This window comes from Bacilli bacterium, from assembly GCA_036381315.1.
GTDB lineage: Bacteria > Bacillota > Bacilli > Paenibacillales > KCTC-25726 > DASVDB01.
In genome coordinates this window covers 1-15,672 of sequence record DASVDB010000109.1, presented here as the reverse complement: position 1 = coordinate 15,672, position 15,672 = coordinate 1, and the positions used below count along the sequence as shown (strand labels likewise).

The following is a 15,672-nucleotide window of genomic DNA, read 5'->3' as shown; positions in this document are numbered from 1 at the left end:
TGCCCCGACTACCGCCTTGACGAAGAACGACATGAATCCCAGTTTCACGTTGAATTTTTCCTGGAATTTGTCCTTGCGCCGATTTCGCAAATCCATAATCGCGGTCATGTCCACTTCGTTGAAGGTGGTCAGCATCGCGGTTGTGTTTTTCACGTTGAGCAAGCGATTGGCGATCGTCAAGCGGCGGCGCGACATCGGGATTCGCTCGATTTCTTTATCAGGTTGGCCGACAGGGCCGGGTTGAGCGGGCTGGCCGCCTGCCCCCTGTTGAGCCGGCGAGCCGGGGACGGACAGTGCTGTCGCGCCCGGCGCAGGCACGCCCGGCGTATAGTTCTTTACGTCTTCAGTTCCGATGCGGCCCAGCGGATCGCGGGCAGACACTTGCTGCAAATCGATGCCGCGTTCTCTGGCCAGTTTTCGGGCGGCGGGGGTAGCCGTTGCCGCTTGCTCCGCGGCTTTGGCGCTGTTGGGCGCGGCCGGGACGTTTGCCGTTCCGTTGGCTGCGGCTGCTGCCGGTACGCCGGTAACCGGCTGCGGCGCCGGTTGTGCGGCGGGCGGCGTTACCGGCGCGGGTTGCCCGCTCGGCGCGCCTCCGGCTTGTGGCGCCGCGGCTTGTGGCGCCGCTGCGGCGTTCTCGTCCAGGCGCCCAATCACCTCGCCGACTTTCACCGTTTCGCCTTTTTGCCGCAACACTTCTGTCAGCACGCCTGTTCCGGCGGCAGGCACCTCCAAATTCACTTTGTCGGTTTCCAGTTCGACAACCGGCTCGCCTTCCTGCACCAATTCACCGACATTTTTCAGCCACCTGGAAATTGTTCCTTCCGTAATCGATTCCGCCAATTCCGGCACTTTGATTTCAAACAAGAAGACCGCTTCCCTTCGTTGTTTCTTGCAAAGTTTTAAATAAATCCCGATTTAAAGCTTGCTTGAGGATCAGTTTCTGCTCGCGTTTGTGGTCCTCGGCGCTGCCTTCGGCAGGGCTTGACCGTTCCGGTCGGCCGATATAATGGATATCCGCCTGGCGCGGAGCCAATGCGCGCAGACGCGGCTCCACGAACGCCCATGCCCCCATGTTCTTGGGTTCTTCCTGCAGCCAGACGATTTCGTGCAAAGCCTGGAACGGGAAAATGATGCGGGCAATATCGGCGCTCGGGAACGGATATAATTGTTCCACCCGCACAATATGAAGCCATTCCGGCTTTTTATCCATTGCGGCAATTTCCGTTTCCAAATCAACCGCCACTTTTCCGCTGCAGAGAATCAGTCGTTTGACTTGGTTGGGCTTTTTGCCCAATTCCGGATGTTCCAGAATGACGCGAAAACTGCCTTCGCTTAACAGTTCGCTCGGCGAAGCCGCCTGTTGATTGCGCAACAGGCTTTTCGGCGTCATGATTACAAGCGGGCGCGCTTCATGTTTCCCGCCGATAGCCGCTTGGCGCCGCAAAATATGGAAGTATTGCGCGGCGGTCGTCACATTGGCGACAATCCAGTTGTTTTCCGCGGCTAATTGCAAAAATCGCTCCAGGCGGGCGCTTGAATGTTCGGGGCCTTGCCCTTCGTAGCCATGCGGCAAAAGCATGGCAAGGGTAGAGATTTGATCCCACTTTGCCCGTCCCGCCGAGATGAATTGATCGATGATTACTTGCGCCGCGTTGGCAAAATCGCCGAATTGCGCTTCCCACAATACAAACGTTTCCGGAGCCATCACATTGTAGCCGTACTCAAAACCCAATACCGCCGCTTCGGTAACAGGGCTGTTGTGAATGGCAAAAGAAGCTTTCGCGTGCGGCAGATGCTGCAATGGATTGTAACGCTCCCCGGTTTTGGCGTCGTGCAGCACCAGGTGGCGATGGGCAAAAGTGCCGCGCTCCGTATCTTGCCCGGTAATTCGAATCGGCGTGCCGTCGCGCAAAATGGCGGCGAAAGCCAGTGTCTCGGCTAATGCCCAATCGACCGTGCCGCCGTCTTCGAACGCGGTACTGCGGCGTTGCAAAATCCGTTCCAACTTCGGGTAAACGGAAAAATCGCGGGGCCGCTGCAACAGCGAGTCGTTTATTTCCCGTAACACTTGCCGGGGCACCGCGGTTTGCACCTCCGGCAGCGCGGCGAACTGCGGCATTTGCGAAGCGTCCGCCTTTTGGCCGCTGCGCGCCTTTGCCCGCTCATAATCCGCTTTAAGCTTGTTTAGCACGTCCTGTTCGATTTGCTTGATTTCCTGATCGGTGATCAATCCGGCGTTTTTGAGCGCATCCGCATAGCGCAACCGTACACGGGTATGGGCGTTGATCAGGCTGTACAGGGTAGGCTGCGTTTCGACCGGGTCGTCCGTTTCGTTGTGGCCATAGCGCCGGTAGCCGATCAAATCGATCAGAAAATCTTTGTGGTATTTTTCGCGATATTTGTAAGCAAGCAGCACGGTGTACAGACAAGCCTCGGGATCGTCCGCATTCACGTGCACGATCGGAACCGCGAAGCCTTTCGCCAAATCGCTCGAGTAACGCGTGGACCGCGCCTCCTCGCCTTCGGCGGTGAACCCGATCTGGTTGTTGGCGATGATGTGAATGGTGCCGCCGGTGCGGTAACCGGGGATGTTGCTCAAATTGAACGTTTCGGCGACAATGCCTTCGCCGGTCATGGCCGAATCGCCGTGCACCAGAATGGCAAACGCTTTATTGTAATCCTGCCGCGGCGCTCCCGCTTGCTTGCGCTCTTCCTGGGCGGCTCGCGTAGAGCCTTCCACAACCGGCGAAACAAATTCGAGGTGGCTTGGATTGTTGGCCAGGAAAAGCCGAATGCGTCTCGTGTTTTCTTCGACAATCCGTTCGGTGCCCAGATGATATTTCACATCGCCGGTCCAGCCGTAGTGCAGCTCGGTTAAATCGCCGAGATCCTTGCTTCTGTGCGGAGCATGCAAAAATTCGGCGAAAATCGCTTCGCTGGATTTTATATGGGAAAGAATATTCAGTCTGCCGCGGTGCGCCATGCCGATTACAATAGTCTCGGTCCCGTTTTGGGCGCCGAGTTCGATCGCTTTGTCGATCATGGGCGCAAGCGCGTCGACGCCTTCGATCGAAAACCGTTTTTGTCCGGCAAACGTGCGGTGCAGAAATGTTTCAAAGCTTTCAACTTCCGTCAAGCGCTTCAGGAGCGCAAGCCGTTCTTCGATTGTCATGGTGAGCGCCGCTTCGCCGGATTCAACGGTTTCGTACAGCCAATCGCGCTCTTCGTCATCCGGCACATGGTCGAATTCAAAGCCGATGCTGCCGGTATACAGTTTTGTCAGCCGCTTGAGCGCATCGAACGCCGTGCGGAAATGCGGCGAAGCTGCCGGCATGATGGCATGCGCCGGTATATTGCGCAAATCCTGTTCGGTTAGCCCGTAATTTGCCGGACTGAACATGGACGCATTTATGTTCACGCTGCCGTCGTGCAGCGGATTGATATGGGCTACGAGATGGCCGCGCGTGCGAATCGTTTGCAGCAGTTTCAGGCACGCCGCCGTTTTTTTCATCCATTCCCCGATATCGGCATTTTGTACCGCTGCGGTTTGCGCAGGGGTTGCTGCGGCGGAATATGCTTGCGGGGGCGCACCCCATTGGTCGAACCATTGCCTTAACGAAGGATCGATTGATTCGGGATCTTGGCAATATTGTTCATAAATTTCATTGATGTAGCCGAGATTGGGACCGTAAAATGTCGACCAAAGCTCCATCCTGTCTCGCATGATAATTCCTCCATAAGGGGCTTCTTAGCAAATAGCCGATTATTTTTCAACCCTTATGATAGCCGCTCGCAATAAAAAATAACTTGATTCAAATCAGTTTTTTTTATAGCCCGACCGCGAGCGATACTGGATCGGGGCGCGCGTCGGATAGCGGGCAGGAAAAGAGAAAATATGCACCAATCTGGTAAAAGGGATGGACGCAAACAACAAAAAGCCGGCAATGACGTGAAGTTTGAAAATGGCCGGGACGGCAAGCATCAGTTGGTACTTCGGCTGAAAGACAAACAGGCTGCGAAACCAGGGGCCGATTGTCGTCCGGTATTCAAATTCCATGACGGTCGTGTCGTAAATAAGGGTGATATAGGTTCCGATCCCGCCAACAATCAGCAGCAGAAGAAAAGTGAAATAGTCGGCGAACGAAGCGTGCACCCGCACCCGTTCCACAAACAGCTTGCGCAAAAGCAAAATGATAAGCCCGGCAACCACCATCAGTCCGGCGAGGCCACCGCCGGCAATGGCAAATGCATGATACGTCTCGTCGGATATGCCTGCCGCTTCATAAAAGCTGCGGGGGATCAGGATGCCCATGACGTGGCCGATAAAAGCAAAGATGATGCCCCAGTGAAAAAGCGGCGAGCCGATTTTCAGCCAGCCTTTTTCATGGATTTCCGTCGATGGGGCATACCATGTGATGCGCCGATACACGAACCGGTACAACAATCCGGCGATCATGATCGTTAGGGTGACATATGGAAACACGATCCACCAAAAAATAGCAGCCATCTGTCGTTAACTCCTTTCAAAGATACATCAGCGGGTACGGCAGCGGATCAAGATCGGCCGTCTCCCGCCCGCGTTCCGCTTCGGCGATGTCGTTTGCGGCGGGTTCGCCGAAAACGGCGCGCGTGAGCGCCGCAAAAACGGGGCGATACAAACTGTCTTCCGGCAGATGCTCCCATATGCGTTTAACCGCAACAGCCAAGCGCCCTTTCAACTGTTGTAAAGGCGGCGAATCTTCGCCCGCGGCCAAAAGCTCGCACAACATGGGAATGTAATCGGCAAGTTCCCCCTCCGGCGGTTGATAGCCGTTTTCCTTCAACAAATTTTGCAATTCGACGAGCGCCATGCCGCGTTTGCGGCTATCGCCCAATTCATGCGCCGTCAAGTACAATCCGGTATTTTCCCGCAAATCAAAAGTGGCGACATATTGCTCCTGCAGTTCGGTGTGCGGCAGCGCCAAAAATGCGGCGGCCGCTTGGGACAGCTCGATCCGCAAAGCTTTGGAATCGATGCATTCCCTGATGCATGTTTGAATTTCCAGCACTTCCGCCCACACATTTTCGGCCGGATAGGAAAGCAGTCTGGATGCGATTATAAGCACGGCGCGCTGTTCTTCCCGCACGGCTTTATTTCCCCTTTCCGAACGGATACGTAGTCATGCCTTCGGGTGGCGCAATTTCCTCCAGGCTGCAGGATCCGTATTTGTAGTAAAGATCATTGTCCATTTCCCTGCGTCCGGTCGGAATGACAAACCGTTCGTTATATTTGGCTACCGCGAGCAACCGCGCCATCTCGGCAATTTCGCTCGCCGTCATGCCCGCTTCCGCCAACAGCCTGCTATGCTTTAAATCGTCCATGCCCCCGACTGTTTGCTGCCGCATGTGTACGCGCATCGCCGTCAATTTCAACAGCACTTTGCGAATCACTTGCGTATCTCCCGCCGACAGGATGGACGCCAAATATTCCATCGGGATCCGCATTTGATCAACAGTGGGAATATAGCTGTCCGTATTCAGGCCCGATTCTTCGATATGATTCATGATCGGCGAAAGCGGCGGAACGTACCAGACCATCGGCAGCGTGCGGTATTCCGGGTGCAGCGGCAAGGCGACTTTCCATTTCATCGCCAGTTTGTAAATGGGCGAGTTTTGTGCGCTTTCAATCCAGGGATCGGTGATGCCGGCTTTGCGGGCGGCGGCGATTACCTCGGGGTCGTACGGGTCTTGAAAAACGGACAGCTGCGCCTCGTAAAGATCCTTTACGTCGGGAACGGACGCGGCTTGTTTGACTTTGTCCGCATCGTACAGCACGACGCCGATATAACGGATGCGCCCCACGCACGTTTCCGAACAAATCGTCGGGAGTCCGGCTTCCGTCCGGGGGTAACAGAAATTGCATTTTTCCGCTTTGTGCGTATTCCAATTGTAGTAAACTTTATGGTAGGGACAGCCGTTCTGGCAAAACCGCCATCCCCGGCAGGCATCCTGGTCGACCAGCACGATTCCGTCCTCGTCGCGTTTGTACAATGCGCCGGAGGGGCAGGAAGCGACGCAGGACGGGTTCAAACAATGCTCGCAAATTCGCGGCAAGTACATCATGAACGTTTTTTCGTATTCCATGGCGATATGTTCCTGCATTTTGCGGACGTTGGGATCGAGCGGCACAATTTCACTGCCGCCCGCCAAATCGTCGTCCCAGTTTGGCCCCCACTCCGGTTTGTCGATATAGTTGCCGGTAATAAGGGATTTGGGGCGGGCTGTGGGCAAATGTTTCTTTTTCGGACTTTCGATCAAATGCTCGTAATCATACGTCCACGGTTCGTAAAAATCGTCCAGCGAAGCCATATTCGGGTTGTAAAAGAGCGTCGCCAGCTTGGTGAACGGGCCGCCCGCCCGGAGCGCGAGCTTGCCGTTTTTCAGCACCCAGCCGCCTTTGTAGCGGTCCGTATCTTCCCATTGCTTGGGGTAGCCGGGGCCGGGCCGCGTTTCCACGTTGTTGAACCAGACATGCTCCATCCCCGGGCGGTTTGTCCATACGTTTTTGCAGGTTACGGAGCATGTATGGCAACCGATGCATTTATCCAGATGCATAACCATGCACACCTGCGATTTAATCCGCAAGCCAGTTCACCTCCGCAAGCGGCCTGATCAAGGCTACCGTATCGCGCTGGCTTCCTGTCGGGCCGTAATAGTTGAAGCCGTAGCTTAATTGCGCATATCCGCCGATTAAGTGGGTTTGTTTCATCGTAATGCGCGTTACGCTGTTATGCGTGCCGCCGCGGGTTTTGTTGATGGCGGTGCCCGGAACGCCCAAAGTCCTGTCCTGCGCGTGGTACATAAAGGCGATGCCCGCGGGTATGCGGTATGTCAATACGGCTCTGGCGGCAATGGCGCCGTTACGGTTGTATACCTCAATCCAGTCGTTGTCCTTTACCCCGATTGCCGCCGCGTCTTTTTCGTTCAGCCACACCACCTGCCAGCCGCGGAACAACGTGACCATATTGGAAGTGTCCGTAAACATCGTATGGATTCCCCACTTCTGGTGCGGGGTGAGGTAGCGGACCGACATCACTTTTCCGTTGTTTTCCACGCCCTTTTCTCCCTTTAAAAACGGATTGTACACAAGCGGCGGCAAAAAAATCGGCAGCCCTTCCCCGAAGTCCAGTATAATTTCATGGTCCAGGTAAAAACTTTGCCGTCCGGTGAGCGTCCGCCACGGAATTTTGTACTCCGTATTTAACGTAAACGGGGCGTAGCGCCGATTGTCCTTTTCCAGTCCGCTCCATACCGGCGTCGAAATGGCCTGGCGCGGCTGTGCGGTCAAATCGAGCAGGGTGAACGCTTCTTCTTCGCGCGGCTTGGCGATCTCCGCAAGCTGTTTGCCGGTTTGTTCGGAAAGCGATTGCCAGCCTTCGACCGCCCGCTTGCCGTTTGTGGCGCCGGACATGACTAGGATCGCTTCAATCGCCTGCTTGTCCGTATACAGATCGGGATTTCCCCGGCTTATTCCATCGCGCGTGGAAACGCCCAAACGCTTCATCAAATCGCGGTACACGTCTTCACCCGGATACTTCACGCCTTTGGAGACATACCCGCGTTTGATATTCGGGCCGATCGTGGTCCATTGGTGAAAAAGATTGGGGTAATCACGATGCACCACGACAAAATTCGGCATTGTTTTGCCGGGTATCGCCTGCACTTCGCCTTTGCGCCAATCTTTTACCTCGCCGTAACTTTGCGCGACTTCGCCCGGCGAATCGTGCGTAAGCGGCGACATGACAATATCGTCGCAGGCGGGCAGCGCTTTTTCCGCCAGTTCGGAAAATACCTTGCTGATTTCCCGAAACGCGTCCCAATCGCTTTTTGCTTGCCACGGCGGGTTGATCGCCGCATTGAACGGATGAATGAACGGATGCATGTCCGTGCTGCTTAGATCGTATTTTTCGTACCAGGTCGCGGCGGGGAGCACAATGTCGGAAAACAGGCCGGAACTGGTCATCCGAAAATCGATCGCGACCAGCAAATCCGCTTTGCCGACCGGCGGCTGGTCATTTACTTTAACGTCTTTCGGCTGCCATGACTGGTCGGTGTCGGTCAGCACATGATCCACTCCGCCGACAAAATGTTTGACGAAATATTCATGGCCTTTTCCGCTGTCGCCGAGCAGATTGGATCGCCAATTGAAAAAGACGCGGGGGAAGTTGCGGGGTTCCTCCGGATTTTCAATCGCCCATTCCAGCTTGCCTTCCGTCAATTGCTTCACGACATATTCCACAATTTCCTGATCGTTTTGCGCGCCCTTTTCGCGCGCTTCCTTTACGACTTCCAGCGAATTTTGCGTCCATTGCGGATACGACGGCACCCAGCCAAGCCTTGCCGCCATCGCATTGAAATCGGCCGGATGCATGTTGTCATATTGTCCGCCCCAGGCGGTCTTTTCCGTCTGGACCGGAAACTCGTAGCGGAATTGCTCGGTTATGAAGTAAAAAAAGGAAGTGGCGTTTTGCAGCCGCGCCGGTTTCACCCAATCTTGCGCGAACGCGACCTGCTGCCAGCCTTCAAGCGGCCGCACCTTTTCCTGCCCGACGTAATGCGCCCAGCCTCCGCCGTTCACGCCTTCCGTGCCGCACAATAAAACGAGATTCAGGATGGCGCGGTAAATTTGGTCGCTGTGAAACCAGTGGTTCGTGCCGCCGCCCATGGCGATCATGGAGCGGCCTTTTGTCATCACCGCGTTTTGCGCGAATTCCCGCGCGACGCGAATGGCATGCGCCTTGCGCACGCCGGTGATGGCCTCTTGCCAGGCCGGTGTGTATGGCTTCATATCGTCGTAATCTTGCGGATAATCGCCGGGAAGATCGCGTCCGACGCCGACATGCGCGAGCAGCAAGTCGAAGACGGTCGTCACTTTCAGGACGTTCCCGTCTATGCCTGGCAAATGTTTGACGGGCACGGCGCGTTTGACTGTGTCGCCTTTTTTTTCGGCAAAGTAGGGGAATGTCAGGGTTACGATCTCATCGGCAATGTCGAGCATACTTAGTTTTGGGTCGATGACATGTCCGTCTTCCGCTGTCAGGTCCAGATTCCATTGTTTGCCGCCGTCCCAGCGGAAACCCAGACTCCCGTTGGGAATAGCCGTATTCCCGGACGCGCTGTCCCAGACAACCGTTTTCCATTCTCCCAGGTTGACGCCGGAAAAAAGGTCGTTTGCCCGCAGAAAGCGATCCGCCTTCCATTGGCCGCCGACTTCTTTGATCGTGACAAGGCAGGGCAGATCCGTATATTGTTTGACATAAGCGCTAAAGTAGGGCGTTTCTTTGTCAACATAAAATTCTTTCAGAATGACATGCGTCATAGCCATTGCCAAGGCGGCGTCGGTTCCCGGCTTGGCCGGCAGCCACATATCGGCGAATTTTTCATATTCGGAATAATCGGGACTTACCCCGACCACTTTTGTTCCGTTGTAGCGCGCTTCCACCATGAAGTGTGCGTCCGGCGTGCGCGTTTGCGGCAAGTTGGTGCCCCAGATGATCAAATATTTGCTGTTGTACCAATCGCCGCTTTCCGGCACGTCCGTTTGGTCGCCCCATACTTGCGGCGACGCGGGAGGCAGATCGGCATACCAGTCGTAGAAGCTGAGGATCGTGCCGCCGATCAGGGAGAGAAAGCGGGTTCCGGCGGCGTAGCTCACCATCGACATGGCCGGAATCGGGCTGAATCCGGCGATACGGTCCGGCCCGTATGTTTTGATCGTATGGATGGTCGCCGCCGCAATGATCTCGCACGCTTCCTGCCAGTCGGAACGCACAAAACCGCCATGGCCGCGCGACTTGACATAGCTGTCCCGCTTGGCGGCGTCGCTTGCAATATGCTCCCAGGCGGTGACCGGATCATGGCCTTGCTTGCGTTCGTCCCGCCACAACTGAATCAGATCGCCGCGAATATAAGGATATTTCACCCGCACCGGGCTGTATGTATACCAGGAGAAACTGGCGCCGCGCGGACAACCGCGCGGTTCGTATTCCGGAAAATCGGTACCGGTTGTCGGATAATCCGTCTGCTGCGTTTCCCAGGTGATGATGCCGTCTTTCACATAAATTTTCCAGCTGCAGGAGCCGGTGCAATTGACGCCATGCGTCGAGCGGACAAATTTGTCGTGCTGCCAGCGCCCGCGGTACAATTTTTCCCAATCCCGCGGCCGCGGGTTTTCCTCGCTCCAACCATCGTTGAACCGCACGCCGCGTTGCAAATGTTTGAACGATTGCAGCAATTTGTTGCGCTTATTCACATCGTTTCACCTTCAACTCTCAAGTTTTGATCATGTTCATATAATCGCTTTTCAATTTTTGCTTGCAGTCTTCGGCGGCTTTCCGGAAAAAAGCGGTCAGCTCATCGTCCATATTCGCGATTTGCTCCCGGGTAAAATATTGCCGTTTTTCATGGTCAAGCTGAAGGCCGAAACGCAGCACGATGGTTATGCCGTTTGCATCCTGCACCGCGTGGGCCTGAACATCATATGCAAACAGATGAAAACGGGAAAATTCGCGCAGCATGGCGTCATAGCATCCGGGCGCGACGAAACGCAATGGCAAACCGGCGGCTGCTAACCGCTTTTGCAGTTCCAAGACAGGTCATCTCCGATCGGCAAATGGTTATGTGGAAAGGCGCCGGTAACGAATCTTTCTTCATCTTCATTATGTAATTCGTCAACCAGAATCAGAGCTTGAAAACGTTGGACAAGTTCCGCGGTTGTTTCGCCTTTTGCCAGCATTCGTTTTATATCTCTGGCCAGCTTGCGCATGATCGTATGATCGCGCGTTAAATCTTGCACGATAAGCGCATAATCGGGATTTAGCCGCAGCGCTTCCTGATACAACCCTTCTTCCTCTTCCTGCGCGTGGATCAATGTCCGCGTCTCCCAGTGTTCGAGCGCGATATAAGCCACTTTCAACGCGTTTTCTTGCTCTTGCGAGTTGACGTATTGCCGCAATATCTCCGTTAATTCCTTCGCTTCCGTCAAAGCCGCTTCGTGGATGGACGAATGGCTGTCCCACTTTTTAAGCGCCGGTCCGGACATCGTTCGCTCACCGCCTTTCACTTGAAGTCTACCTGTTTTTTGCCGGTTTTATACCTAATAAAAAGCCGCCCGCAACGTCGGACGGCCCGCATATGAGTTTGTCCTGATTGAAAAAAACTCCGTGAAAAAGATCGCGGGAGCGCGAGGCGCGCAATCCCGCTTCAATAGCGCTTGCCGGGCGGTTGTGCGCCGCGGTGAACATGATGTTTCTGCCATCGCTTGATCCGTTTCAGTACTCCGTATGAAATATGGATATGTTCGTTTTTGAGCGGAACGCCGGCTTGCAGTTGCATCCAGAGCGACTTCGGAAAAGTTACGAGTTGGTCCGGATACACGCTGCGATGGCCAACCATAATATACGCGGGAATGCATGCGGCCAGCATATATAGCCCGATCGAACTGCCAAACAGTTCAAAGCCCATGGCGATTGCGGCAATCGGCGTATTGGATGATGCCGCGACTACCGCGACCATCCCGATCGCGGCGCCCAGCACCGGATTGATATGCAAAAGATGCGCAAACACATTCCCGGCGGCCGCGCCGATTACAAATTGGGGGGTGACAATGCCGCCATAAAATCCGGAGCCCAAGGTGATAGCGACAAAAACGATTTTCCAGAAAAACGCGAAAAACGCAATGTGCTCACCGTTGAGCGCCCGGTCCATCAATGGCAAACTAAGCCCCAAATAATCAGCCGGCAAAAACAGGATCAGTACGGAAAGAATCAACCCGCCAAAAAGCGGAACGGAAGGTTGCCAGAGTCGCCATTTTCGTTGCATCCACCCGAACAGCAGGCGAAACCGTTCATTCAGTTCGATAAACATCCAGGAGACAAGTCCGCACAATGTGCCCAGCACAAAAATGCGGATGATAAGGCCGTCGAAGCCGGCGGTTGAGCCATGGAACGGATAATAAAAATAAGGAATGCCCATCCAGCGGCTTATCTCGAATGAGGCGACGCCCGACACAAATGCGGGGAAAAGCAAATCATAGCGAAGCTGTCCCATGGTCAACACTTCAATGCCGTATATGGTTCCGGCAATCGGCGTGCCGAATACGCTGGCAAACCCGGCGCTGATGCCGCAAGTGATCATGCGCTTGCGCATTTCCGCATTCAGGCGGATTGCCTTGGCGAACCACGCCGCCAGCGAACCGCCGATGTGGGCGCAGGGACCTTCCTTGCCCGCCGAACCGCCCGACGCCAAGGTAATGATGGCGGCTAACGGCTTGATCCATCCTGTTTTAACCGGCATTGTCCCGCCCCGTTCATGCACGGCGGCAATGACGGAATCTTTTCCGCGCAATTTCCCTTTGCCGTAGCCGTAATAAATGATCAGGCCGTTCAACAATCCCCCGACAGGGAGTAAGATGATATGAATCCACAACGGAGCTTTTTCCGTTTGCTCGATCGATGCGAATAACGCCCGTAAAAACAGGCTGGTCCCCAACCCGGCGATGATTCCGGTAGCGGAAGCCAGCAAAAACCAGCGCAGCAAAGTGGCAAACATGACGAGCGGTTCGACGTAGTTTGACGAAACCTTCAAGCGTGACAAATCGATCACTTCCCATTAAAATAGAATATCATGGGCAATACTGATTGCACCAGCACACTTTTCTTGATCCAAATCAAGGAAAAGGTTTTGCGCAAGGACTACCATATAGGCGCAAAATTTTGGACCATTCATTTATAAGGAGGAATTCGCATGGAACCAAGAATGGAAATGGGCAAAGTTGAACCTGCCGCCTATGAGGCAATGCTTGGTCTGGAGAAATACGTGCAAAGCACCGGATTAAGCAAGACTTTGATGGAACTGATCAAAATTCGCGCCTCGCAGATTAACGGCTGCGCATTTTGCATTGATATGCACACCAAGGATGCGCGCAAGGCGGGGGAAACGGAACAGCGCATTTACGCTTTGAACGCATGGCGGGAGACTCCTTTTTTCACTCCGGAAGAACGGGCCGTCCTGGCTTTGACCGAAGCGGTAACGCTCGTTGCGTCCACGCATGTGCCTGACGATGTTTATGAGGAAGCAAAACAAGCGCTTGGCGAAAAGAAATTGGCGCAAGTCATCATGGCGATTATCGTGATCAACGGATGGAATCGGCTGGCGATTACGACAAGAACCGTTCCCGGAACATATGAGCCGAAATAATAAAACCCGGTTTGAACGATTATTATGTATGAATTTGGCAAAGACCGGCAAAAATCGGTGTATATAGGCCGTGTTTGGAGGGAGGAGCGAGCATGGCGGATTTGCGGTTTGAGGCCCGGTTGGAATGGAGCGGCCTCGGCAAAGACGGGGAAGGTAAAGCAACGTTGAACGGCGAAACGCTTGTTGTTTCAGCGCCGGCCAGCATGGGCGGAAAAGGTGTTGGCGCAAGCCCCGAAGATTTGCTGATCGGCGCGGTTAGTTCTTGCTACAGCGGCACACTGTTGGGTGTGCTGAAAAGAACCGGGCTTGCGGCGTCCAGCGTGCAGGTTCGGGCGGAGGGAATCATCACCGATTACCCGATGCGCGCCAAATTCAGCCGGTTGATCGTTCACCCCACGATAACGGGCGGCGAGCCGGCAAGGCAAAGCGAATATGAACAGGCCGCGACGACTGCGCGGGAAAAGTGCTTTATCGGCAAAACGATCGCCGGCAACATTTCTTATGAAGTCGGCGAGGTTCGCGTCCTACCAGATTAAAGCATTGAAGGAGCAGGATAGCTTGGACGAACGGGAACAATATGCGATGGCAATTGACCGGGAAGATTTGCTCGCCATTCTGGAAATGCGCTTCGGCGAGGTCCCGGAAGATGTGCAAAACGAAATTCGCGCAATCCAAAAGCTGGATGCGCTGGAGCGGCTCATTCTGGTAGCCGCAAACGTGCCTCGCTGGGAAGTGTTCCTGTCCGAGCTGCGCGAAGGCAAAGACCAGTTCAAGATTGTCGGCGAAATGTATAATCCGCTTTCAACGAACGACGGGAAAAGGAAAAAACAATAACGGTGCAAGATAAGGCGGCGGCCCATTGCGGAGCCGCCTGTTTGCTTTTTCAAGCCAATTGCGATGCCCGCTACGCCATACTCGAAGCCGCATTCGCCCTGCGCGGGATACCGGCGATCCGACACGCGGGGACGGATGCGGGGAGCGACAGGCAGCAGGCAGCAGGCCGAAGGCGAGCAGAGAAGATGTTCGCGACAACGGCCGGGAGCAAAGTTGCGCAGCCAGACAATCTAGCAGAGCGCGCAGCCCGGCGGCGGGCACAGAAGTGCGCAGCAAGTCAGCCCGGCTGCCCTGCATCCTAGCAGAGTGCGCAGTCAGCTTAGCAGATTGCGCAGCCAGGCGGCCAGCACAGAAGTTCGCGGCCCGGCAGCCGGCGTGCAACCGAGTTCGCATTAAAATGTAAGAGATTGCAGCGATAAAGATCTGACCTTTCCTGACCTTTGAGAAAATGTATATGAAAAACCACACATATTTTTTTCGGAAAGTAACTTTCGTGCGAATATATGTGAAAATTCACATTTATTTGCCAATTATTTGCAAATTTTGCACAAATATATATGAAAAACCACATATATGAGCCGCAAACTCCGACTTTAAAAAAAATATATGTGAAAAACCACAAATAATAGCTGCGTAATGGCTACGTAATGGCCGCGTATCGGCTATGAAGCCATTTGCATAAACCCTGCGTAACAACGGCCTTTGAAAAATATGCGAATTCGCCAATCAAGTGCGCCGCCATGCGTGCAGACGCGCTTTTGAAAACTCATTTTCAAGAAAAGATTGACTTTATATTCTATTATTAGTATATTAGGCCTAAATAAACATAGTTCAAAAGTCGCATATTTTATTAGAAGCAAGCCACCCAGAACGGATAGGATGCAATGCAACAGACCTAAAGTATGGATAAATAGAGGCAGCCGTGTAGCCGAAAAAGCTGGACTGAATTTTTGGAATCAGCCTACCCCTTTTTTCGGGATAGGCTGATTTCGTTTGAAAATACAGAACCGTTCTCGAACAATCGGGGAGATGAGAGATATATGACAAAAGTACTGGTCGTGGATGATGCGACGTTTATGCGGATGGCGTTAAAGCAGATTTTGCTGGAAAGCGGGTTTGAAATCGTAGGAGAAGCGGCAAACGGGCAGGAAGCCGTTGAAATGTATAGATCGCTTCGTCCGGACATTGTCACCATGGACATTACGATGCCGGATATGGATGGAATTCAGGCGCTAAAAGAGATCAAGGAGATCGATCCAAGCGCGAAAATTGTCATTTGCTCGGCAATGGGGCAGCAGGGGATGATCATTGACGCGATTCAATCGGGAGCCAAAGACTTTATCGTCAAGCCGTTTCAAAAAGACCGCGTTATCCAGGCGCTAAAAAAAGCGCTCGACTGAATGGAGATTCGCGGAAAGATTTGGCAAAGAACCGCCCGGAGTATGTTCCGGACGGTTTTTTGTGCGCTTGGCAGCGCACCGTGCTAACGGGTGAAAGTCCCGAATACACCGCAGGTGGCGGAAGTATATAGCTAACAGGCAGTGCGTAGTCTGCGAGGATGCGTGCGGAGGGCCTGAAGGCAAACCCTGGAACAGGCGGCTA

Annotated in this window: 13 protein-coding genes; 4 read left to right on the top strand and 9 right to left on the bottom strand. The window is 54.0% G+C overall.

The window, feature by feature from the left end; all coding sequences use genetic code 11:
• The 9 genes from VF260_08335 to VF260_08295 form a co-directional block, all read right to left on the bottom strand.
• On the bottom strand, positions 1-864 hold an 864-nt coding region (locus tag VF260_08335; GenBank protein HEX7057186.1), incomplete at its 3' end, for a biotin/lipoyl-containing protein.
• On the bottom strand, positions 857-3,724 hold the full coding sequence (locus VF260_08330; GenBank protein HEX7057185.1) for a 2-oxoglutarate dehydrogenase E1 component: 2,868 nt from the start codon (positions 3,722-3,724) through the stop codon (positions 857-859). The genes VF260_08330 and VF260_08335, both read right to left, overlap by 8 nt.
• A 93-nt stretch (positions 3,725-3,817) precedes the next feature.
• Positions 3,818-4,507 carry a respiratory nitrate reductase subunit gamma gene (gene narI / locus VF260_08325; GenBank protein ID HEX7057184.1) on the bottom strand — a complete coding sequence of 230 codons (690 nt, stop codon included), beginning with the start codon at positions 4,505-4,507 and terminating at the stop codon, positions 3,818-3,820.
• 16 nt (positions 4,508-4,523) lie between these two features.
• Entirely contained in the window at positions 4,524-5,126 is a 603-nt protein-coding gene (gene narJ / locus VF260_08320) for a nitrate reductase molybdenum cofactor assembly chaperone (GenBank protein ID HEX7057183.1), read from the bottom strand.
• A gap of 4 nt (positions 5,127-5,130) precedes the next feature.
• Entirely contained in the window at positions 5,131-6,624 is a 1,494-nt protein-coding gene (narH, locus tag VF260_08315; protein HEX7057182.1) for a nitrate reductase subunit beta, read from the bottom strand.
• A complete protein-coding gene (locus VF260_08310; GenBank protein ID HEX7057181.1) occupies positions 6,614-10,291 on the bottom strand; it encodes a nitrate reductase subunit alpha in 3,678 nt (1,225 codons plus the stop codon). Before VF260_08310 ends, narH begins: the two co-directional genes overlap by 11 nt.
• A 19-nt stretch (positions 10,292-10,310) precedes the next feature.
• On the bottom strand, positions 10,311-10,628 hold the full coding sequence (locus VF260_08305) for a hypothetical protein (GenBank protein ID HEX7057180.1): 318 nt from the start codon (positions 10,626-10,628) through the stop codon (positions 10,311-10,313).
• On the bottom strand, positions 10,607-11,080 hold the full coding sequence (locus VF260_08300) for a hemerythrin domain-containing protein (protein HEX7057179.1): 474 nt from the start codon (positions 11,078-11,080) through the stop codon (positions 10,607-10,609). Before VF260_08300 ends, VF260_08305 begins: the two co-directional genes overlap by 22 nt.
• 161 nt (positions 11,081-11,241) lie before the next feature.
• Positions 11,242-12,633, bottom strand: a complete 1,392-nt coding sequence (locus VF260_08295) for a chloride channel protein (protein HEX7057178.1) — start codon at positions 12,631-12,633, stop codon at positions 11,242-11,244.
• Positions 12,634-12,783: 150 nt separating this feature from the next.
• Here VF260_08295 and VF260_08290 point away from each other — a divergent pair, with 150 nt between their 5' ends.
• From VF260_08290 to VF260_08275, 4 genes are all read left to right on the top strand, one after another.
• Entirely contained in the window at positions 12,784-13,236 is a 453-nt protein-coding gene (locus VF260_08290; protein ID HEX7057177.1) for a carboxymuconolactone decarboxylase family protein, read from the top strand.
• Between the two features lie 92 nt (positions 13,237-13,328).
• Positions 13,329-13,772 (top strand): OsmC family protein, encoded by a 444-nt coding sequence (locus VF260_08285; protein HEX7057176.1) that lies wholly within the window; start codon positions 13,329-13,331, stop codon positions 13,770-13,772.
• Positions 13,773-13,794: 22 nt separating this feature from the next.
• Positions 13,795-14,070, top strand: coding sequence for a hypothetical protein (locus VF260_08280; GenBank protein ID HEX7057175.1), 276 nt, complete (start codon positions 13,795-13,797; stop codon positions 14,068-14,070).
• A gap of 1,040 nt (positions 14,071-15,110) precedes the next feature.
• Positions 15,111-15,470: a response regulator gene (locus VF260_08275; protein HEX7057174.1), complete on the top strand. Its 360-nt coding sequence runs from the start codon at positions 15,111-15,113 to the stop codon at positions 15,468-15,470.
• Positions 15,471-15,672: the final 202 nt, after the last annotated feature.

Bases quoted from the DNA above. Each gene is read 5' to 3' on its own strand.
- VF260_08330 (HEX7057185.1), bottom strand. From the start codon at position 3,724: ATGCGAGACAGGATGGAGCTTTGGTCGACATTTTACGGTCCCAATCTC.
- narI (HEX7057184.1), bottom strand. From the start codon at position 4,507: ATGGCTGCTATTTTTTGGTGGATCGTGTTTCCATATGTCACCCTAACG.
- VF260_08300 (HEX7057179.1), bottom strand. From the start codon at position 11,080: ATGTCCGGACCGGCGCTTAAAAAGTGGGACAGCCATTCGTCCATCCAC.
- VF260_08290 (HEX7057177.1), top strand. From the start codon at position 12,784: ATGGAACCAAGAATGGAAATGGGCAAAGTTGAACCTGCCGCCTATGAG.
- VF260_08285 (HEX7057176.1), top strand. From the start codon at position 13,329: ATGGCGGATTTGCGGTTTGAGGCCCGGTTGGAATGGAGCGGCCTCGGC.
- VF260_08275 (HEX7057174.1), top strand. From the start codon at position 15,111: ATGACAAAAGTACTGGTCGTGGATGATGCGACGTTTATGCGGATGGCG.